Source organism: Clostridia bacterium (assembly GCA_017410375.1).
Taxonomy (GTDB): domain Bacteria; phylum Bacillota; class Clostridia; order RGIG6154; family RGIG6154; genus RGIG6154.
Map to the genome: position 1 here is coordinate 1 of JAFQQW010000069.1, position 19,882 is coordinate 19,882.

The 19,882-nt window shown below is 40.1% G+C and carries 33 protein-coding genes; 4 read left to right on the forward strand and 29 right to left on the reverse strand.

The genetic code is table 11. The features are described 5' to 3' along the window. Nucleotides 1-124: 124 nt before the first annotated feature. From IJE10_11270 to IJE10_11405, 28 genes are all read right to left on the reverse strand, one after another. Nucleotides 125-568 carry a hypothetical protein gene (locus tag IJE10_11270; protein ID MBQ2968682.1) on the reverse strand — a complete coding sequence of 148 codons (444 nt, stop codon included), beginning with the start codon at nt 566-568 and terminating at the stop codon, nt 125-127. A 521-nt stretch (nt 569-1,089) separates the two neighbouring features. After that, nucleotides 1,090-2,772, reverse strand: a complete 1,683-nt coding sequence (locus IJE10_11275) for a hypothetical protein (GenBank protein MBQ2968683.1) — start codon at nt 2,770-2,772, stop codon at nt 1,090-1,092. 2 nt (nt 2,773-2,774) lie between these two features. Continuing rightward, a complete protein-coding gene (locus IJE10_11280) occupies nt 2,775-4,091 on the reverse strand; it encodes a hypothetical protein (GenBank protein MBQ2968684.1) in 1,317 nt (438 codons plus the stop codon). Nucleotides 4,092-4,094: 3 nt separating this feature from the next. Next, nucleotides 4,095-5,330 (reverse strand): PBSX family phage terminase large subunit, encoded by a 1,236-nt coding sequence (locus tag IJE10_11285; GenBank protein ID MBQ2968685.1) that lies wholly within the window; start codon nt 5,328-5,330, stop codon nt 4,095-4,097. Further along, a complete protein-coding gene (locus IJE10_11290) occupies nt 5,323-5,682 on the reverse strand; it encodes a hypothetical protein (protein MBQ2968686.1) in 360 nt (119 codons plus the stop codon). The genes IJE10_11285 and IJE10_11290 overlap by 8 nt, the downstream gene beginning before the upstream one ends. 283 nt (nt 5,683-5,965) lie before the next feature. Next, on the reverse strand, nt 5,966-6,394 hold the full coding sequence (locus IJE10_11295) for a hypothetical protein (protein MBQ2968687.1): 429 nt from the start codon (nt 6,392-6,394) through the stop codon (nt 5,966-5,968). Next, nucleotides 6,391-6,621 (reverse strand): hypothetical protein, encoded by a 231-nt coding sequence (locus tag IJE10_11300; GenBank protein MBQ2968688.1) that lies wholly within the window; start codon nt 6,619-6,621, stop codon nt 6,391-6,393. The genes IJE10_11295 and IJE10_11300 overlap by 4 nt, the downstream gene beginning before the upstream one ends. Further along, the gene (locus IJE10_11305) at nt 6,618-6,884 is read right to left on the reverse strand and encodes a hypothetical protein (protein MBQ2968689.1); all 267 of its coding nucleotides are present in this window, start codon (nt 6,882-6,884) and stop codon (nt 6,618-6,620) included. The genes IJE10_11300 and IJE10_11305 overlap by 4 nt, the downstream gene beginning before the upstream one ends. A 201-nt stretch (nt 6,885-7,085) precedes the next feature. Continuing rightward, nucleotides 7,086-7,340: a Lar family restriction alleviation protein gene (locus IJE10_11310; protein MBQ2968690.1), complete on the reverse strand. Its 255-nt coding sequence runs from the start codon at nt 7,338-7,340 to the stop codon at nt 7,086-7,088. After that, nucleotides 7,340-7,588, reverse strand: coding sequence for a hypothetical protein (locus tag IJE10_11315; protein ID MBQ2968691.1), 249 nt, complete (start codon nt 7,586-7,588; stop codon nt 7,340-7,342). The genes IJE10_11310 and IJE10_11315 overlap by 1 nt, the downstream gene beginning before the upstream one ends. Continuing rightward, a complete protein-coding gene (locus tag IJE10_11320) occupies nt 7,588-7,854 on the reverse strand; it encodes a hypothetical protein (protein MBQ2968692.1) in 267 nt (88 codons plus the stop codon). The genes IJE10_11315 and IJE10_11320 overlap by 1 nt, the downstream gene beginning before the upstream one ends. Then, the gene (locus IJE10_11325; GenBank protein MBQ2968693.1) at nt 7,851-8,141 is read right to left on the reverse strand and encodes a hypothetical protein; all 291 of its coding nucleotides are present in this window, start codon (nt 8,139-8,141) and stop codon (nt 7,851-7,853) included. Before IJE10_11325 ends, IJE10_11320 begins: the two co-directional genes overlap by 4 nt. Continuing rightward, nucleotides 8,125-8,469, reverse strand: a complete 345-nt coding sequence (locus IJE10_11330) for a hypothetical protein (protein MBQ2968694.1) — start codon at nt 8,467-8,469, stop codon at nt 8,125-8,127. The genes IJE10_11325 and IJE10_11330 overlap by 17 nt, the downstream gene beginning before the upstream one ends. Next, entirely contained in the window at nt 8,462-8,848 is a 387-nt protein-coding gene (locus IJE10_11335; GenBank protein ID MBQ2968695.1) for a hypothetical protein, read from the reverse strand. Before IJE10_11335 ends, IJE10_11330 begins: the two co-directional genes overlap by 8 nt. Nucleotides 8,849-8,891: 43 nt before the next feature. Continuing rightward, entirely contained in the window at nt 8,892-9,041 is a 150-nt protein-coding gene (locus IJE10_11340) for a hypothetical protein (GenBank protein MBQ2968696.1), read from the reverse strand. A 25-nt stretch (nt 9,042-9,066) separates the two neighbouring features. Next, nucleotides 9,067-9,534, reverse strand: coding sequence for a hypothetical protein (locus tag IJE10_11345; GenBank protein MBQ2968697.1), 468 nt, complete (start codon nt 9,532-9,534; stop codon nt 9,067-9,069). A gap of 11 nt (nt 9,535-9,545) precedes the next feature. Then, the gene (locus tag IJE10_11350) at nt 9,546-10,616 is read right to left on the reverse strand and encodes a hypothetical protein (protein ID MBQ2968698.1); all 1,071 of its coding nucleotides are present in this window, start codon (nt 10,614-10,616) and stop codon (nt 9,546-9,548) included. Nucleotides 10,617-10,640: 24 nt separating this feature from the next. Further along, on the reverse strand, nt 10,641-11,111 hold the full coding sequence (locus IJE10_11355; protein MBQ2968699.1) for a helix-turn-helix domain-containing protein: 471 nt from the start codon (nt 11,109-11,111) through the stop codon (nt 10,641-10,643). Continuing rightward, nucleotides 11,101-11,487, reverse strand: coding sequence for a hypothetical protein (locus IJE10_11360; GenBank protein ID MBQ2968700.1), 387 nt, complete (start codon nt 11,485-11,487; stop codon nt 11,101-11,103). The genes IJE10_11355 and IJE10_11360 overlap by 11 nt, the downstream gene beginning before the upstream one ends. A 249-nt stretch (nt 11,488-11,736) precedes the next feature. Further along, nucleotides 11,737-13,590 (reverse strand): DUF927 domain-containing protein, encoded by a 1,854-nt coding sequence (locus tag IJE10_11365; protein ID MBQ2968701.1) that lies wholly within the window; start codon nt 13,588-13,590, stop codon nt 11,737-11,739. Further along, nucleotides 13,580-14,131 carry a hypothetical protein gene (locus IJE10_11370; GenBank protein ID MBQ2968702.1) on the reverse strand — a complete coding sequence of 184 codons (552 nt, stop codon included), beginning with the start codon at nt 14,129-14,131 and terminating at the stop codon, nt 13,580-13,582. The genes IJE10_11365 and IJE10_11370 overlap by 11 nt, the downstream gene beginning before the upstream one ends. Further along, nucleotides 14,131-14,658, reverse strand: a complete 528-nt coding sequence (locus IJE10_11375; protein MBQ2968703.1) for an ERCC4 domain-containing protein — start codon at nt 14,656-14,658, stop codon at nt 14,131-14,133. Before IJE10_11375 ends, IJE10_11370 begins: the two co-directional genes overlap by 1 nt. Continuing rightward, nucleotides 14,658-15,254, reverse strand: a complete 597-nt coding sequence (locus IJE10_11380; GenBank protein MBQ2968704.1) for a hypothetical protein — start codon at nt 15,252-15,254, stop codon at nt 14,658-14,660. Before IJE10_11380 ends, IJE10_11375 begins: the two co-directional genes overlap by 1 nt. Continuing rightward, on the reverse strand, nt 15,251-15,871 hold the full coding sequence (locus IJE10_11385; protein MBQ2968705.1) for an ATP-binding protein: 621 nt from the start codon (nt 15,869-15,871) through the stop codon (nt 15,251-15,253). The genes IJE10_11380 and IJE10_11385 overlap by 4 nt, the downstream gene beginning before the upstream one ends. Then, nucleotides 15,872-16,051, reverse strand: coding sequence for a hypothetical protein (locus IJE10_11390; protein MBQ2968706.1), 180 nt, complete (start codon nt 16,049-16,051; stop codon nt 15,872-15,874). It abuts the gene before it with no gap. 1 nt (nt 16,052) lies between these two features. After that, a complete protein-coding gene (locus IJE10_11395) occupies nt 16,053-16,319 on the reverse strand; it encodes a hypothetical protein (protein ID MBQ2968707.1) in 267 nt (88 codons plus the stop codon). A gap of 64 nt (nt 16,320-16,383) precedes the next feature. Next, nucleotides 16,384-16,581, reverse strand: a complete 198-nt coding sequence (locus tag IJE10_11400; protein ID MBQ2968708.1) for a hypothetical protein — start codon at nt 16,579-16,581, stop codon at nt 16,384-16,386. 124 nt (nt 16,582-16,705) lie between these two features. Continuing rightward, the gene (locus IJE10_11405) at nt 16,706-17,014 is read right to left on the reverse strand and encodes a helix-turn-helix transcriptional regulator (protein ID MBQ2968709.1); all 309 of its coding nucleotides are present in this window, start codon (nt 17,012-17,014) and stop codon (nt 16,706-16,708) included. 124 nt (nt 17,015-17,138) lie between these two features. Here IJE10_11405 and IJE10_11410 point away from each other — a divergent pair, with 124 nt between their 5' ends. Beyond that, on the forward strand, nt 17,139-17,471 hold the full coding sequence (locus IJE10_11410; protein ID MBQ2968710.1) for a DUF2513 domain-containing protein: 333 nt from the start codon (nt 17,139-17,141) through the stop codon (nt 17,469-17,471). A 200-nt stretch (nt 17,472-17,671) separates the two neighbouring features. On the opposite strand, the gene IJE10_11415 is transcribed toward IJE10_11410, so the two are convergent. Then, complete coding sequence (locus IJE10_11415) at nt 17,672-17,878, reverse strand: hypothetical protein (GenBank protein ID MBQ2968711.1); 207 nt, start codon at nt 17,876-17,878, stop codon at nt 17,672-17,674. A 153-nt stretch (nt 17,879-18,031) separates the two neighbouring features. Between IJE10_11415 and IJE10_11420 the strand changes: the two genes are divergently transcribed. The 3 genes from IJE10_11420 to IJE10_11430 all read left to right on the forward strand — a co-directional run bounded on the left by IJE10_11420 (nt 18,032) and on the right by IJE10_11430 (nt 19,874). Then, a complete protein-coding gene (locus IJE10_11420; protein ID MBQ2968712.1) occupies nt 18,032-18,700 on the forward strand; it encodes a helix-turn-helix domain-containing protein in 669 nt (222 codons plus the stop codon). Between the two features lie 357 nt (nt 18,701-19,057). Further along, a complete protein-coding gene (locus tag IJE10_11425) occupies nt 19,058-19,531 on the forward strand; it encodes a type II toxin-antitoxin system HicB family antitoxin (protein MBQ2968713.1) in 474 nt (157 codons plus the stop codon). Continuing rightward, complete coding sequence (locus IJE10_11430; GenBank protein ID MBQ2968714.1) at nt 19,497-19,874, forward strand: hypothetical protein; 378 nt, start codon at nt 19,497-19,499, stop codon at nt 19,872-19,874. Before IJE10_11425 ends, IJE10_11430 begins: the two co-directional genes overlap by 35 nt. Nucleotides 19,875-19,882: the final 8 nt, after the last annotated feature.

A 19,882-nucleotide genomic window follows, 5' to 3' on the forward strand; every position in this document is an offset into this window, starting at 1 on the left:
AGATTTTTTTAAGTGGAGCTCTGCCCACTACGAAACTGACCCCTTTTAAGCCCGGTCCCGGCTGTTTTGGAATATAAAAAAGTACCTGTAATTTCTTACAAGTACTTAGTTATCGTATTTACTTTTATTCGTTTGTGTTCTTTGCCGGTTCACTCTCTGCCGCCTGTTTCTGCATCACCGTTCTGGTAACTGTTTTTACTACCTTTTTCGATTCTATTTTTTTCACTTCATCCAATATTTCATCCGCAATTTGAAGCTGTACGGACTTCGCATATAGCATCAGCGCAATAAGCGCACTGACAACCCAAACACCAAGCATTGAAATAGTGCATGAAAGCGTCCACTCGGTTTCCTTGGATACTTCTGCCAACACTTCGTATTCATCATCAATCCAATACATCAGCCCCGCTTTCTCATCTTTTATTCTTTCCATATCATCTATTGCGCGCAAAGCATATTCCGTAGGCATCTTTAATGAGTTGCCATACATAATACCGCCGACAAAGCCGATAATCAAAATAAAGACAATTGCAACAGAAAGTAAATTAATCGCTGTTTTTGCTTGCATTTCCATTTCTCCTTTTTTTGATAAATTTCGCACCCCTTGCCAAGTATACAAAAATTCACCTCCAAAAAAGAAATTGCAAATAAAAAGTGCGTAGTTCAATAGACTGAAGCTACGCACGAAAAAACACGCAGCTCCCTGTCGCCAAACAAAAGCATTTCTTTAACCCAAAGTGTATACTTAAAAAGAGCCCGTATTTTTACCTAAATATAAATACACACTTGGGATAAAATTTATTCACTTTCGTTTGGCAATTTTTATTTTATCACAAAAAAAGCATAAATGCAACTTATTTTTTCTTTTTGGAACTAAAAAACCACCTTACCGTCACAGTAGGGTGGTTTAAAAAATTTAATCTTTACTTTAAACTTCAGTTCACAATAAGACAAACAACATTCTCTTTTAGCGGTTTCGTTGGCATTTGTATACCGTTTATTTTATACACGGCTCCACTTTCATCACAAACCGATTCCCCGATTTTAAAACCGCAATCTTTTGTCACTATTATAACGCCTTGACTTGTGTTAAATTTCTCTACGATATTTACTTTCGTCATAGGTTAATCCAACTCCTTTTTCAAATCTCAATTCCCAATGTTGTAAATTCATCTTTATGTCCTCAATATCGTTTTTATCAAATCCATATGCCTTCTGAAATTTTAACAGCATTCTATTTGCGGCAATTTCTCGAGCACATAATTCTATATCATCATCACTGATAAATTCACCATATTTTTTTGCTTGCATTGAATGTATTACTTCTTCAAACATTGCTGATGCCGAAGGAATTTCCCCACAATGCATAATGAATCCATGTCCATACGACGCTTCAGCTCCAATTGCTTCCAAATATCTCAAGTCATCGCCTTTTGCTTCAAGAACAATTACACCTTGTTTTTGTAAACCATTGCGCATTTTATGGTAACGTGCACTATCCATTGGATTCATCACAACACCATTGCGCATTTTCATATTCATTATACCACTATTCCCGCGCTTTGTCAACGATTTAGACGAAATTCCGCTACTCAACCGCTCCACTTTGGTAGGCAATCCTGCTACTTTAGAAAACTCGTTATATTTTTGCGAGAGCTGTGTCATGCGCGTCTGCTCTTTTAGCATCATGTCTTTGTCACCTGCAGCCTTTGCTATGGTATAGCGGTCACTCGAATGCCGAAAAGCCGTTTCAAGCTTTCGTTGTGCCTGGGTCGCTTCATACCCGTTGTACGTTTTGCCCTCAAAGGTAAAGGTCTTGCGGTCATTCTCTTTTAATCGTTCAAGCTCGCTCGCGTCATACGCAGGCTCTGAAACACCTAAAAGAATCGAAAATTTAAAGTGCAGGCAGTTCGGCTCATCCAATAGATGCTTCACCGTATCAAACGACGGATAATACACACCGTTTACCGTTTGCGCTTTACCCAGAGCATATTGCTTGCCACCCATTTCAGCATGCGTATCGCGCGGATTGGAATGATAAGAAATCTCTACACCGTTTGCACCAAACGCCTTGCCCACCATGTCAGCCGTCTCTTGGTTGCATTGCTTTACACCCCACAACACATTCTGACGAACCGCTGTATCCAATCGTCTGGAATAGCCTGTCGCATACTCCACCGTTCTGATACCGCTGTCTGCCATTGTCCGCATCACCTCGCGCATGGCACTCTGATAGCTTTCTGTGCCCATCTGCACCTTCTGAATCGCAAGGTCTGTTATTTTCGTATAGGTTTCGCTTAAAGAGGTCGGCAACCTTTCTGACATACCAAAATAAGTCGGCACAACCTCTCCATTTTTGCTAAACACCATAAACGCCGTGTGCTGTGCCAGGTTTTTTAATTCTCCAACCGTCTGCTTTGCCATGGCTTGAACATAGTCCTTCAGTTCCTTGTTTTGCGAATACGGAACATACGCCTTACCCTTTGCTTTAAAAAACGGCTCGCTGTATTTATAGTTTTCCTTTGCCACGGTGTCAAAGATGTCGTAAATCTCCTGCTCCGTTTTCTCGCTGAGCTGAGCAAGCTGTTCTGTTATGGCATCGATGTTCCTTGTGTTTTTATAAATGCGTTGGAGCTGATGCACTTCGGTCGGTCGCAAGTCGCCTATTTCTGTTATCCGCTCACCAATCGCAATCAGGTAATCCGAATTGATTCTTTCAAGTCGCTTTACAATCCGCTCCGGTAATGCGTTTATCTGATATTCATTCAGCACATTTATTCACCCACCAACTGGCTCATGGTCGGATTGTTTTTCTTGATTTCCTCAATCCGCTTTTTGGCATCGTCAAGACTTTCGCCCGGCATTACAAACTGACGGATTTCCGCAATATCTACAGCTCCGACAGAGCGCGCCTGCATCATCTGGTTAAAGGTCTCACTTGCATCCTCAAGCAAGGAATAAGACCAGTTATATAAAACCTCATATTCTCCGGGCGGTGTAATGCCGTAGTATTCTGCAAGCACATTCACGCCGTACATGAGGTCATCAAAATACTTCTCCACGTTCCGCGAAATATCCGAACAAAGCGCAAAAGTGTTGTATGTAGCGCGTTTAATTTCTGTAGCCGTGCCACCGCTCACCGACAAATCGGTTAAGATTCCGCGACTGGTACCAACCTCTTTTTCAAGCTGTGCCAAAAGATGCTCTAAACGGTTATAAAGCGCGCTGTCCCGAAATGCCGGGTCAAACACATCCAAAAACGCCTTACTGTCGAATGAACCGACTGACCGAAGTTTTATATAAAGTCTGGAAAGCCTTTTGTCTTTTCCGAACAAAGTTTCATCTGCAAACACTTTAACGCGTTTGTCCTCGTATTCTTCTTCAATCTGCTCCAAACAATTCTCAATTTTAAGAATGGTCTTACCGCATCCGTAGGTGATTGGAACACCGTCTACCTTTTTCGGTCTGCGGTTACTGGTCGGACAGGTATAAATGCCGATGGGAAGCTTTTCCACACCGCCGATACGCATTTCGGGCAAGATGCTTGCCCATTCTTCCACGTCAGTCAGCGGAATATCCCGACCGTTCAGTTTTGCAGTCTGTCTGATAATATAAACGCCACCGTCTACTTCGTATTCCGTAACGCGCACATAAATGTTGGATGTTTTCTGTTCGCGGATAACATCGGCAATCACAGTACATTTTGTAATCTCGTTCCCCTGTACACCGGTAACGAAAATACGGTCCTTTGCAACCGTATCCACAAAAATCTTTCTTTTCCCGTTCACAGTAACAGAATACGGCAAGGATGCAATCATACCGCAACCGTTCCCCACCGCAATGTTTTGCTTCATGTCGTTCCAAACCGTTTGCGCCACATCATCCAGTAAAGCACTTCGGCGGTTGTCACCAATTACCGAAACGGAACTGTCTGAAAAAGTCAGCACCGAAAGAACGTTGGAAAAAACCGCCGTCCAGTTCGATTTGGAAACATCCATATATTTTTCAACGTCTTCTTTGTTTTTTTCAAAGCTGCCGTTTCGCATTTTATTCACAAGCTTTTCAAGCAAATCAGCAAAATATGCCCACATATATCATCCCTCCAACAAATCACGGATAAAGCTTTCAAAGCTGTATTCAAAAGCATCCAGTATATCCACATTGCTTGTACCATCGTCAAGCCGTTCGTCCTTCTTTACGTTTTTTTCATTCCATCTGGCGTTTTCAAGACCGTCCGCCAAATCATCGTTTTCGTTCTCCACCAAAAAAACACGGCGCGAAGAAAACAATACATCCTCGCACCGTATTCGGTCAATGATTTCGTTTTTTATCGAGTTGCAGATAGCATAATCCGTCTTGTTCCGCATCTCGTTTATAATTGCCTGCTCGGCACTGTCTGCATACACATAATCCACAAAGCCGTATGTTTTTGTGATTTCGTCCGCAAACTGCTTAAAACTGCTTATAATATCCTCTACAGAAGTACCCGTTGCCGGTATCGCTCTGGATTTTAAAGCATACACCACGTCAATCCGTTCGGTGAAACCGCTTGCCACAAATGCGTGCTGTGATTTGTTTCCGCCAAAGTCAACGCCGATGTTGATATATTTAAGCGAAGGCACGTCCTTTTGTTTGATGCTGTACCGCTTCTGGTTATCTGCAAAGGTTTTATAAATAAGCCCCTCTGCATTCACCCAGCGACCGCGGATAAACCGCTCATAGAAAACACCCGAATATTCTTTTTTGATGTTCTTTATGTAATCCTTCGGCAAAAAGGTGTTATCATCTATCAGAAAACGCATGGTCAACAAGTCCAGTTCTTTCTTCTTGTCTAAGAATTCGGTTTTTAACCAATGCTTCGGGCTGTCGGGGTTAGTAGTCCCGATAAGCTTTGCATCAGGCTCAGACAAACGCGAAAGCAACATGTTAAAAAAATCCTGTGGGAACAGTGTGATTTCGTCACAGTAAACGCCCTGCAATGTCATGCCACGGATTTTACTTTCACTTCGCACATCGTTTGCACCCTCTAAATAAATCTTTCGCCCAAACAGCTCGCCTTGCTTTTGTGCCAGAGAATACGAAAAATTATCTTTCCCGGCTAAGCCCTCCATCAGATCCAGACAGTTTCGCTTCAAGGTAGTCAGTGTTCTTGCGACCATCATATAACTTTTATTCTTTGGCATGGTCGCTACCCAGAACATCCACAAAACAATAGAAATCCATGTTTTACCCGAACGAACCGAGCCGTCTAAGATATTCAACCGCTTCAGCTTGTCCTTCTGCCAGGCGCGCATGAGTTTCAACTGCTTTTCGGTATATACATCATTCATCCTTCAATCCCTCAATCAGTCGCTCCAGTTCGCCGACATCCTCATTCTCAGAACTTTCGCCTGCTACATCTAAAATCAGCTTATAAAGCCGAGCGTCTCCTTTTTGTATCGCGTTCATGACCATAGAAGCAATCAAAAGATCGTGCATGCTTTCGTCAATAGATTCCTTGTTATATCGTTTCAAAAGCCGTTTTAAATCTGCCTCTGAAACAGATGCATTTAAAAGGCTTATCATCCTTTCGCGTGACGCCTTTTTTAGTCGTCTTGCTTCTCCTGACTTTTTACCGCCTTTGCTACCAATTTCTCGTGCTTCGCTCGTGCTTAACCGTCTCAAATTCTTTTCATTTGCCAACGCTCCTAACACCTCATTTTTATGCCCTGCTCCCTCCCCTGCATTTTCGGCATATACTACCCTTAATTCCAAATATTTTGCGTAAAAACAAAAGACGAACCAAACGGCACGTCTTTCGTTCAAAAAAGTAACAGGAGTTTTCAAATGGAAATCAAGCAAGTGTCCTTCTTCTAACTTTCCACAATACAATTATACCACACTTTCTTGTGTCTTTTTGTGGCTTCTTTATTTTCAAGACGGGATTGGCAAATCAGAGTTTATACGAACAGCAATAAAGAACTATTTAGGTGAGCTTTAACAGCTCGCCTATTTTTTTTAATGCTTTTCCGTGCAATCTACCGCGCACATAATCGAAATCAAAGTGAATCTCTATTGCGATATCCTCCCACTTCTTATACTGTAAATATCGCAAAATCAACAGTTGCTGATATATAGGATTTTCAACCTGCGAAATAGCCGTTACGACTTCGCTCTTGATTTGGTAAAGCTTTTCCAGAAGCTTATCAATTCTTTTTTCGTACCTTTTCATTGATTCGGCGTAGTCTACAAACGCGCGCTCTGAACCGTTGCCGTGTGAAGTTTTTACCGACACTTCACCAACACCAGCAGTGCATCGTGCAGCCGCCGTTATCAATTCTCGTTTCTCTGCCTCTAACACTTTTATACGTCCATCAATTTTATACGCACGGTTTAACCATTCTTTTGCAGTCATTCGTTCTTTTTCACCCTCTTTTCCGCTTCACTCTTTTCAAAAAACACACTTTTGCCCACCTGCTGCTTGTTCGACACAATGCACCCGTTATCAAGATGCAAATACACATCATCTTTTGTGATGCTTATGGTCACCACCTCAGATTCCAACACATCCCCGGTGAAATGCCCAACCACAAAAACTCTCGTCCCAACCTCACACGGTATCTCTTTTGTTATCTTTTTCATTTTTTCAAACCTCTTTCTTTCGGCGTTCCTTTTGCACAATAAAAATCTGATGGCGGAATAAATCCGTTTAGGTTAGGACACCCTGTCCACTTGTTATGCGGAACATCGCAATCCTTACACCGTATAACTTCCACAACATCTGCGGTGGGTGTCTGCTCTATTGATTGTTTAACATCAGACAACTTGATATAGATTTCTCCATCTCTATCCTCAAAAACTGCACCCGTAAATTTTATTTCATTTATATCAATATACCTTGCCATTTAATCACCGCCTTCTATTAAAACAACATCGCCACAAGGTGTTTCTGCACTTGTCAGCCTTTCGGTAATCTGACACACTACACTTCCACCCCCATCTTGTTAGATTCCCATTTGAACAATGCTGACAATCTCTTGCCGTTATAACCCAAATACAAAATCGTATTATCGGTTTGAATATATCTCGAAAGAATTCTAATATAATCACTTCTCCCCACCTCTTTCTTTTGGTGTGCGTGTGTTCCATTTATTGATTGCATTTTGTTTCGCTTCTTCGTCTTTGCGATAAACAGTATCGTTGCCACCAAGAGGAATATTGCAACCGCATTTATGACATCTAATATCATATTCAAAACAGCCATAATATCCGTGCGTAGAACCGCCATACTCTTTCCATAAAGGTTTTCTTTCTATGTATGGGATTTCACCACAAAACGGACAAGGTAACAATTCAGCCATCACCCCTCACCGCCTTTCTCTACTCGCAATACTGTCGTCCCGTAAAAATCATTTTCATATTTGACTTTGCAATTCGCATATTGTGGGTGCTTTCTTAAAATCAAGCCAATAGAAAAATCCTCGTCAAGTCGTTTCCCTGTTATGTCGTTTTCGTCTTGCAAAACAAATACAGAATAACCGCCCACATTACCGCCACAATCTTTATGTATCTCTGCAAGTGTCTTTCCGATAGGGTTATACAAGAACATTATTCACTACCGCCTTTCTCGGTTGGGTGGTCGTTGCCGTAAAACAGTTCATACATTTTCTTTAATTCAAATTCGGGTATTTTGCCGTGCTTGACAAGTGCAAATAATTCAATAATTTTTGCGTAAACATTATTGAAATTATCGTCCTTTTCAACATCATCAAACTTTGATACCTCATATAAAGAATTGCACAAGCATCTTAATTCGTCATAATCAAATGTAACTGTGGCAAATTTGCTACTCGTATTGATTTCTCGTATTTTCATTTCCCCTCATCTTCCTTTCTTATCTGTTCTATCTGCTTTTCAAGTCTAATTATTTTCTTTTCCAATTTTCGCTTATCGTTGTTAAGCTCACATATTTCACGAATCAAAGCACGTTCATCCTTATCGCTGAAATACAGTCCAGGGCTTACAACTTCACACAGATAACACTTTTGCCCGCTATCAAAGTTAGTTTTTGCATCTTCGATTTGAAGAATTATATCTTTTGAGTCCCTTATATCCATAAGCGATAATAATACAAATCTGCTATTTTTATATGTTCTGACCATACCCACTTTCCTTTCTCTTCAAAGCTTCCTCGGCTTCCTCTTTGGTGATGTAAATATCTTCGGCATCATATTCTCTATCCGTATCAGGATCTATATATACTTTTGCTACAACTCCTTTTGAATTTATTTCAAATTCAGTAACATACGCATTTACGATTTCACCGTAATATTTTACATACACCACATCCCCCACATTACAAGGCGGAACAATGACACCATTTGCAATAAGGTAGTCGGCAAGGTCAGAAGATATACTCTCCATAAAACAATCTTCTGCTGTACTCATACAAGGATATTGATTTATCAACTCCACCAATCTATCACGCATCAGAACCACCTCCAAGCAATTCGGGGTTGTCGTGGATATTGCCAATAATTTCAAGTTTGTCAGATAAATTAAATCCGCTATTTTCATCAACCATAACCAAAAATTGTCCGTCTGTATATGTAACTACTGAAATAACGATATTGTCGCTATAATATGAACGATGTTGACAAATATCTCCCTCAAAAATCTTTTGTCCGTTCTTGTCGGTTAAGCCTGTGTATTGTCCTATTGTTTCGGGAATAACATCTATCCCCTCAATTCCAACATTATTGCAAGTGCTTCTTACTATCTCGAATCTTGTTCCTTCCGCAAATAAACTGCCTTGTACCCATTCGCCATTATCAACCCTTTTGCCCCTAAACAAAATCTCACGCATCAGCTTCGCCCTCCATTTCTTTTGGTTTTTCTTTTGAATTGCGATTTTATTGCTCTTCTTCCTTTACACTTTCATTCATATCAATTGCTTCTTCACATTTCAACTCATTTGGAATAAAGTAAATGCATTCGCTACCCGATATCCTACATTTAAAACGCATAATATCGCCGTCATAGAAACTGTATCTACAATCCATATCAACCCTCCTTAAAATCGTTCTTTCATTTGTCCATTTCTTTTAAAAGGTTGTCAATCTGCAACTCAAACACCTTCTGTGTATCGCCATAAGGATGTGATATTGCTTTCAACCTCTCCGCAAACTCTTTTCTTGCTTCGGATTCAATATTTCGCTTAAACTCTTCGTAATCTTCAAGTGTTTCGGTTAATACAAGAGCTTTATCTCTTACAGTCCAAACTTTATAATTTGAGTACGATTTTAACCTCTCAATCTCTGCCGTTTTTTCCTTTAAAACATCCTCATACAGAAAGATTTTGGAAGCTTGTGCCTTTAGCATTTCGTCTTTTTCTTTAATCTTTGCCTTTTGACGGTTGATGAGGTCAAGGGCATCACGCATTAAACGCACGACACAACTTGCATTATATGTTTTGTGATAACCACATTCTTTACAAGTTGAATCAACAATGTTTCCGCAACACTCCAACGCCTTAATAATCTCGTTATCTTTCATTTGAATTCCTCCTATAAACCAAAATCAAACTCTGCTTGAATTGCTGGAGGCTCTTCCCACGGAACTCCTATGTAGTCCAGCACACGCCCCCACCCATACGGTGTACCATCGTCATCCTTACAGCATTCATACATCCAAAACTTCCACGCTCGTTCGTTATCTTCGCGGAGCCTATCAAACCGATGCGGTCTTTTTTCAAGGTGAATTCCAAAGCCACATATATCGCACCCGGTCCTTTGAGCTTTTGTCGTATACAATGTACCGTCCGTATCTCTCTTTATCTCTCCATACGCCTCTGGAACAGGTACACTCAAATCCAATGCCAGCTGTAAAATATCCTGTCGCATAAACGGAGCAAACGGAGCGCTTCTTATAACATCTTTTCCGTAATAATTGCACCCATTTTTCATCAGCGCAAACTCTCGTTGCCCCCCCTCGGACGCCATAAGTCCAAGATAGGGAAAACTGTTATGCGCTTTCGCCCAATTATCGCACGGTTCTTCTTTCATAAGCTTGCAACATATTGCAGAACACTTAAACTTTGCGCATTTGCATGCTAAATCCGGTCTATGTTCGTTGTAATGCCCCGCAAATAATTTTAGCCATTTGTCAGGAAGTTTTATTTTGTTTGAATGTTGAAACTTGCCTTGTTGGCCCATGTCACCGGTCATAATCGCGTGAATAAAGGTTTGTTTTTCAGCATCCGGATTTTGCAAAATTTCGATTTTATGTGCTTTTGCCTTACTTATAACAGGAAATCCGTGCTCTTGCAAAATTTTATGTTTAGGAACGCTTGGATAAATAGGAATAACACCTAACTGTTTGTGTATCTTGCGTATACTCTTATGTTCCAAAACTGTACAACCGATCGCAGGAATTTCTCGCTCTGAATATCCAAGTTTTCTAATGAACATCAGTAGCGTAATGGAATCGAGTCCTCCAACACTGATGTGTACATTAGCATCTCTGACACCGGTTATTTCGTTGAAAAATTCGTGAATTCTTTGTTCAGCTTTTCTTACTTTTATCTCATACGGCAATCTTTGTAACGCAACAAATTTAGAAATGTAATCATCTTTCATTTAGTTAAACTCCTTTTACTTTTTTCATCTATGTACCTTCCATTCTTCCGGCACTTCATTGACCCTCCGCCTGATTCCGTTTTTATCTGTATAAAACTTTTCTTCCTCAAACTCGGGACAAGCATACACGCGGTACACGTCCTTGCCTTTGTAATCTTCAATATCCAACCGCTTCGCATCCCAACCAAGCACGGGAACCCGATGCCTTGCCCAACTGCATCCGTTATAAGCCTTCAGACAGTCTTCGCAAATAGACGTTTGCTTTTTCCCGGCATGCCCTTTCCGTCTCGGCTTTTTTTGTTTGTGCAGCCTGCCACTCTTTAAAAGCTCCAAAAGCTCTTCACCCTTATAATAATTGCGATTTCCAATCTTAACCGGGTGAACCAACCCTTTCCAGACCCAGGTCAATACAGTCTGCCTATGCTTTCCGAACATCACTTCCACTTCCGAACCGGAATACATCTTTCCCTGTTCCGGCAAATTCTCAAGCACCATCAAACGCCTCCGCTTCCTTAAGTATCATCTTATCGCCTGTTAAAGCATACACACACTCAAGTGCAAGCTTCCCCTTTTCTTCCTTCGTCTTTGCCTTGGTGATTGCCGTCCGCAACGCTTCGCTTTTGTTGCTTCGTTCTATACAGCTTTCATACAATGCGGCGTAAAAGCTTGCAACTTCTCTTTGTTTTTGGTATGATGATATCACTACGTGTTTTTCTTTAGAAGCTACCTCTTTCGACAACGTACCTACATGATACATGCTGTAAATATTACGCAAACTTAAAAATAAATTCTGCTCGTACCAATCCAGTTCACTTCTTCCGGGAAGCGGTTCTAAATTTGCGGCACGAATTTCAATTTCCTGTAATTCCATTTTTAACTCCTTTCTGTTCGTAACACCTTGCAACACCTAAACACTTCCCAGGTGTTACAGCTGAAAACCGCTACACCAAAGGCTTTGAAGGTATTTTTTGTGTTTTGTAACACCGTAACACCAAAAAAATATCCTTACGCGCGAGTAAATTGTGTGTTTTCTTTTTTACATTCACGCACACACATTTTATATATATAAGATTAAAAAATAGGTGTTACAGGTGTTACGGTGTTACAAGCCCTAAAATTTTCATGGCAAAAGTTCCACTTCAGAATCGTCATAAACCGCATCATCAAAGGGATTAGACCGTTTTATAGCCACACACCTTGCGACCTTGTCCAAAATGCGTGTTGTAACACATGTTTTGCCCGATTTGTCTGTTCGGATGACCCGATTCTCTTTCGCCCACTCCAAAAATGCTGTTGAATTGTATCCGCGTTCCTGCAAGATATTGTCAAATTTTGTCTTAATGATATGGATTTCGCTCTCGGTCTCCTTGCCCCAAATTTCACCCTGACGTGGTTTTTCTTCATCCATATCAAAGCGATCGGGATTCATAGATACCGTATCCAATATATATTGCAAGCATCTTAGATTTTGAGATACCTGCTCTTTCGTTGAAAGATACGGCATAATGTTCGATACATTCAAATTCATATCATCCTTAAAAATAATTTCGGTTACAAAGTAGTCCGCGGTCAGAATCAGAGATGCTGCTAAAGCCTGCTTTTCGGTTGTCTCTGTCTTGGTCAGTTCGTTATAAATCTCCTCCTGCTTACGGAGGACTTTTTTTATATTTTCATCGTCCTGCAGGAAGCTTACAAACATCCTTCCGGCAAAACCGTAGTTCTGACTTACCGTCACATATACATCACGCGAATCTTCAAACACCTTAAGATTTGCACAATTGATTTCAATAACGCGGTTTACTGCACCACCGTTGGTCCGCTCATTCAGAATCGGAAATTCCCCGGTCGAAAGAACGCAATTTCGCCATTTTGCCATTTTCTGCAAACCGCCGGTCTTTTTTCCACGTCCTTTGGATACACCTTCTGCAAGCTTGTAAATCATTCTGTCAAAGTCATGTACACCTGTTTTTATCTGCAACTCATCAAGGCATAAAGGCAACGAATTTAAAAACGCGGCAGTCAACTCCTGCGAAACCTCTGTGCCATTAAAGCTCTGTACATATTCACCGATTGATGGATTCCCCCAAACTGATGCACCAAGTATCATGGCAACCGACTTCCCGTTTTCCGTACCGCCCCAAAGATGAACAAAAAACGGCAACGCATTACAAGGTGCAACCAAAGCCGATGCAAAGGATGCCGCAAGCATGATTCTTGCAACCGCGTTTTGATTTTTGCGGACCTCTCTGCACTTTTCAAGCCATACCGAAAACGAACCTTTGCTTTTTACCGTGTTGAATAAATCATTAAAGGTCAGTTCACCGTCAAACACAAGATTTTCTACATAAGGAGAAAAACCGTGATTTTCAATCCAACCTAATCTTTCAACCGAATTTTTCTCTGGTATCGTTTCATAGTTCATCTGTTCCATATCTGTCAGATATTTCACCAGATATTTTGCGTTTTCCGAATTCACCGCAACGCCATAATTGGCAAGCTGAACGATTTTTGATGCGGAAGCTAAAACCTCTTTGTCAACCGTGATATAACGCCACACACATCCTTTTTTGTAAGCAAGGCGTATTTTTTCCACATTGGTATCAATATTTACAAATCGTTCTACCGGCACAATCGGATGACTGCACGCCACAATTTCCATGCCGAAAGGACTGATAAACGAAACACCAAACTGGTCACATACATACTGTCCGCACTTAAATTCCGTATCCAATCCTTCAAAATCTGTCACGTTAGTATCCAAAACACGTTCTTTTGACTGTACGGTTTTTACATAAGAATGATAAAGGGTTTTAAAGTTGTTGACTTTTTGCGCTTTTGCCATTTCAGACATTATGGTCAAAAGCTGTTGTTGTTCAAAGGCATTTTGTGCATTTTGTCTTATGTACTCAAAGGGTTCAACGGAATGCACAAATTCCTCTTTTGAAAACTGCGGAATATCCGGCTTACCAGTCAATGTCAACACCTCCAATCCTTTTGCGCATCGCGCCAATTAGTTTTTCATAATCAAAAAAGAATTCTTCATCTTCATACAACATATCCAAAAGTCTGCTTGAGATGTACGCCTGTTCTGCTACATTCGCATCCGGGTACATGGTTTTAAGCTCCTTAAAATATTCACACAACGCATTATAAGCCTTTGTGTTCAAGATTTTCACCGCTCGCTTTTTCTCTTGTTCTGCTTTGATTTTTTCATCCTCAGCACGCATTTTGTGTATATCTTTTAAGCTCTGCTTTTTAAAAACACCAAGCCCAAAATCGTTGTCCAGTCGAAACATCGCTTCTCTGTATCCGATGCCGAACATAAGGCTTACAAATTTTATCAAATCACCGCCTGCCCCACAGGAGAAGCAGTAAAAGCTGTTCGGGTAAAGAACAAAGCACTTATCTCCTCCATGCAGAGGACAGTCTGCACGATTTTGTGCAATTTTGCAAGGCGCGTATCGCAGTAGGACTTGTTCCATGGTAAGTCTGTTTAAAATTTGTGCCTTCTGCATTATTCCTCCATCTGCTCTAAGTGATTTTTGAGCCAGTATTTTAATATCTTGGGAATCAGGAGTTTTGTGGTTTCTTCCCGGCAAAAATGAAGCTGTATTTCATATCTTTCTGCCCAGGCAAGATAAGAGGCGATTAAAGAATTCGGGTTCAACTGACTTCTGTATTCTCCACCGAATAATTTCTCATAATCGCCGTCTTCCACCAGTAAATGAATTTTGGCACCGCTTTGTTTTGCTCTCAGAAATTCACGTTCAAACCGCTGTCTTCCCTTGCAAAAACACGCACACAATTCGTCAAGGCTCATTTTTCGTTCAATTGCCACCAAATCATCGCAGTACACCTTATTTCCGTCTGTATCTGTATAACAACAAGAATAATCCCCAAAATTCAGCTTCTTACGTTCCACGGGACAGCCAAACCCTTTAAGCCGTCTTTTAAGCTTTGCGGTTTGCTGTTCCCGTGTATCGTATGTAATCACCATTGAATCGAGCATCTCATCAATTTCAAAATGGTTATATTTCATCATCAGAAGGGCAAATCATCTGCTGTTTCAATTTCGCCTGCAGGTACAGAAGTAAACACACTTGCATTTTCATCTTTTTTCAGAGGAAGAGCTGCAGGCATTTTAAACTTTCCGTTCTTCACTGCATCCACACTGATAAGCTTAAAAGGCTTTGCCGTCCAACCGGAATATCCGTTAAAGCTGTATTCCTCATCTCTAAAAATCACACCAACTTTTTTACCCTGCAATGCGTTTTCATCCCATTCCCATTTAAAGCCGGAATTGGATTCTTCAACCGCTTCCATTGCCGCCTTAAATTTCGCCATGGTGTAGTTGTCCTGTTCAGATCCATCGTCAAGCGGAACATATAAGTTTCTCAACACACCCTTCCATTTTTTATCTTCGACATTCTGACTTTTGAAATTATCTTCATAAAAGCCTTTGAATTCACCTTCTGCAATATCAATCGCAACCTCGAACTTTTCAAACATACCGCTCTGGTCCTTTTTGGGATACGGTACAACCTTCGCTTTTTTGATAACGCACACATATGCACCTGCTTTTAACTGCGGTCTTTCTGTTACCGCGCTTACCTTTTCATAATTGTTCATTGCTTTCATTCTTCAATTCCTCCTAAATTATAATAGTTTCTGATTTCTGTATCGACCATCTTAAGGTCGTTGTCTATCTCAAGCGGAAACATTTCCATCGGACTTTTTGCCGTAGTGCTTCCGTCTGATTGCGTGATAAATTTGTGTTCTGCTCCGTCTGCCACACAGTACAGCACAATACTGAACAACCCTTCCACCGAAAGCTTTTCGTCAAGCATCCTGCCAACCGTCTTCGCCTTCAGCTTGCCTTCGCCATTTTGCTCCACATGATGCAGAAAATATACAACCACATCTTCCGGTGTTTTAGTGATGATAAACTTTACCAAGTTATAAAAATTTGCCGCCATATTTGTAAACTTCTGATAACCTTGTTCACTGAGCTTGTCAAACAATTCGAAGCAAAGCAAATACTGTGAATCGTCAATCACATATCTTTTAAGCTTCGGTGCTTGAAGCCCATCAACAATTGTCTTATATGTAGCTCCATTCACTTTTTTCAGCTGTTTCCGAAACGGCAACGGTTTAGAAGCCACATTAAAAATGCCTACTTCATCAATTTCGAAATTGCGAAGGCTTGTACTTTTTCCGCTTCCGCTCTCCCCTAAAATCAAAACCGGGATTCCCATTTATTCCTCACCTCTCTTTATCGCCTCTCCGGTAGAACCTGCAAGCTCCACCATTTGCCCTTTAATCTGTGCCATCTGTTTTTCAACCTGTTTCTTTTCAGCATAAACATTGTTGCTGATTTCGTTCAGCTCCATAAGCCGAAGCGACAATCTGCCAAGCTCCTGCAACAATCTATCCATATTAAAATTCCTCCATTAACTCTAAAACAAATTCTTTTTCGTTCCGTGTGAGGTTTGTCCAAAACCGTGTAAATCTTCGCTGAAGCACCGTCCTGCATGCCTTGCAAAGCCATTCGCTTCTTTCCTTCGGGTTTCCGCAGTCACATTTGTTCGCTTCCTCAATTGATGTCGAATCACACTTCGGACAGCCGTAAGTCACCTCACCGTGTGGCTCTGTGTACCTTGTCCCCTCGTCAAAGACAAACCCACATTCTGTGCAAATTAACATTATTTACTCCTTTAACTTGACTTTTTTAAAAAACTGTGTTATCATAAGTATAGATTTTTCCATATTAAAATCTATTTTTGGAATCGACATACGTTGCCGCGTGTGTCGGTTCTTCTTTTTGTCCGCAAATTAAAACTTCTAACTGATCGGACCATCGGTTCACCGTACCAACAAATGCATCCGGCAATCTGTCAGCAACCGCACCTGCAATTGCAAGAATTAAACTGAAAGCACTAACCCAAACCAAAAGCTCGAAAAACACCTTGCTCACCTCCTATCCACACAAATAATTTGCCACCGACCCGAGCGGTATCTTACCGTCCTGCACCTTGATGTGTCCCTTTCTGATAATGCCTCTCAAATGCGGAAGCGACACATTCAAAATCTCACTTGCTTCCTGCCTTGTCAAAGTCATCGGATGCTTCTCGGATAAATGCTCTAACATATCCCGGTAATTCGCCTTCTCCCTTGCCACCTTCCTCACTCCTTTCCTCAAGACCAAGCAGCACATCTGCACTACACTTTAAAACAGTTGTAATTGCCACAAACCGCTCCAATGTGGGCAACGCACTGCCGTTTTCCCACATGGATACAACTGCCTGCGAAACGCCAACGCGCTCCGCGACTTCCTTCTGCGAAATACATCGCATCTTGCGGATTTTGTACAAATTTTCCGCAAACCTCATTTTTTCCATACTAAAAACTCCTTCCTCAATGCCAGTTTGATACACCACATACAAAGAACAGCGAAAACATTTTACTTTTTTTGAACTTGCAAAACCTTATTCAACATGATATAATTGTTTTGAGGTGATATAAATGGAATTGAATCATAATTGTATACGCGATATTTTGGTAAAAGTGCAAAAAGAAACAGATGTTATTTTTGACGAAACAACATTTCAAAATTACGAACCAGATGAGGTGCAATATCATATAAGGTACTGTGACAAGCTCGGCTGTTTTAACAAAACAGAAGCTTGGATAGATAACTCGTACAACATTGTAGATTTGTCGCCCTATGGCCATGCAATTTTACAACATATAAAAGACGATACTGTTTTCAAAAAAATCAAAACTTTCTTGGTTGAAAAAGGTTTGCCTTTTGCGTTAGATACTATTATAGAAGCATTAAAGCAATTACACATTTAAGACTTTATAATTTCTGTCAATTGAAATGTGTAAAATCAGTTCGCATGTTTCAGGTTCTTCGACAATAGCCATTTTTTTTATCATAGGAATTTCGATGCCGTTTAATAAAACGCTCGTCGATTTTCCTTTTTTTATTATTTCTAATTTATTTAACACCTCTATCCCCCTTTCTTTTCTAATTAGCTTTCTGATTTAACCTATTAAGTTAATTTTTTTACAAAAAAAATCTTGTCTGGTTGTTTTAACCTCAGCACACGAATAATTCTTTCTGCTTCATCTGTTGTAAATTTTCCGTTTTTCATTCTTCTTGAAAACGTCGGCTTAGACATGCCAATAGCTTCAGCAAATGAGGAATTATTGTAGCCGTTATCAAAGATTTTCCGTTTTAATTTTTTTAAATCCGTCATCACATTCACCTCCGTCCTTTAACTTGTTGAGTTAATTATAACACTGCGTTTTTAACTTGTCAAGTCAATTTTGAAAAATTTTTTTATTTTTGAAAAAATGTGTTGACTTTTTTAACTTCATGTGTTATTTTATATATGTGAGGTGACAAAAAAATGACTTTAGGAGATAAAATCAGACATCTTCGTGAAAATAGAAATATGACACAAACGGATGTCGCAAAGCGTGTAGGCATTGCAACACAAACTATATTTAAATATGAGAAGGGTATGGTAACGAATATTCCTTTGGAAAATATTGAAAAACTGGCTGATATTTTCGAAGTATCTCCTTCCTATTTAATGGGCTGGGAAGAAAAAGACGAAACTACCTTCAATATCGAAGACAGACTTCTTCCTCCCACTATCACCGAAGACACCGTCACCTTCCCTATCCTTGGCGAAATTGCTGCAGGCTACGACATGATAGCCGTAGAGGACTGGTCCGGTGAAACCATAGAAATTCCTCGCTACTATTTAAAAGGAAGACCCATGGAGGATTATTTCGTCCTTCGCGTGCATGGAGACAGTATGTATCCGCAGTACCAGGACGGAGACATCGTGCTTATTTTAAAGCAAACCACCCTAAATCGATCGGGCGAAATCGGTGCCGTTATATACGAAGATGACACCGCAACACTTAAAAAGGTAGAATATGTCCCGGGGGAGGATTGGATGGAAATGATTCCGCTGAATCCTGAATTCAAACCCAAACGAATCGAAGGCGAAGCTTTAGAGCATTGCCGTATACTTGGTATCCCGAAATTGCTTATTCGAGAAATTTAAAGATAAAAATATTGACAAACCGATTTTTATATCATATAATGTAACTAAAGATTAGTTACAAAAAAGGACGTGAATTGTTTTTGCCAAAGAAAGAAAAACTAATCGAAAAACTATGTAGAAAACCGATGCCTTCCAATTTCACTATAATGGAGTTAGATAACCTTATGCGATATTGTGATTGCGAAAAGCATCAGGGTGGACGAGGTTCAAGCATAATATATTATCACAAACCAACAGGAAGAATTTTACAATTTGACGGACCTCACCCCGGGAAAGAACTATATAAACATCACGTAAAAGCTACTATTAATTTCTTAGAATCAATAGATATAATAAAAAAATAAAGGAGTGAATTGCATGAGCAAAATGTTGGAATATAAAGGTTATCACGCAACAGTTGAATACGATTACGATGATAAAATCCTTGTAGGTAAAGTTTACGGTCTTTCTGACTCATTAAACTTTCACGGTTCTTCAGATGATATAGAAAATATGTTTCATCAAACCGTAGATAATTATTTAGACTTTTGCGAAAGCATCGGAAAAACACCGGAAAAAGAATACAGCGGTGTTTTCAACGTAAGAACATCTTCCGACTTACACAAACGTTTGTCAGAATTTGCCCTTAAAAACGATATGACGATAAACGCTGTAGTAAACGATGCATTGGAAATTCATTTGCAAGAAAAAAGCGAAAAACATAGTACTATCCCTTATACAATACTACCTATGTTATTTGACACTAGCAAATATCAAAAAAACAACACATCAATTCAGACGAAAGGAAGCTTTAGCTATGATAGCAACTTTAAAACAATATGCCATCAATAAAAATTTCATAGAAATAAAACCTGCCGACAATGGAAGTGCCAAGCTGAGCGTAGAAGTTAATACAAAAATAAACCCACCAAAGTCTAAAGAGGATAACAAAACTGCGCATTTCAAGCTTGATGTAAACATCAGAAGCATAGAAAACGAAATGATTGCAATCTCACTTGAAATGAATTGCTTGTTTGAATTTGACGCACCACCAAAAGAATACAACGATAAAGTGTCCCAGGAATGTGCATCTGTTGCATTGCCGGAGCTTTCAGCAGTTCTCGACGGCACACTTCAACTTATGAAGTACCCTCCAATTGAACTGTGGAAAAACTTAGAGCCTCAAAATCAATAATATATGTT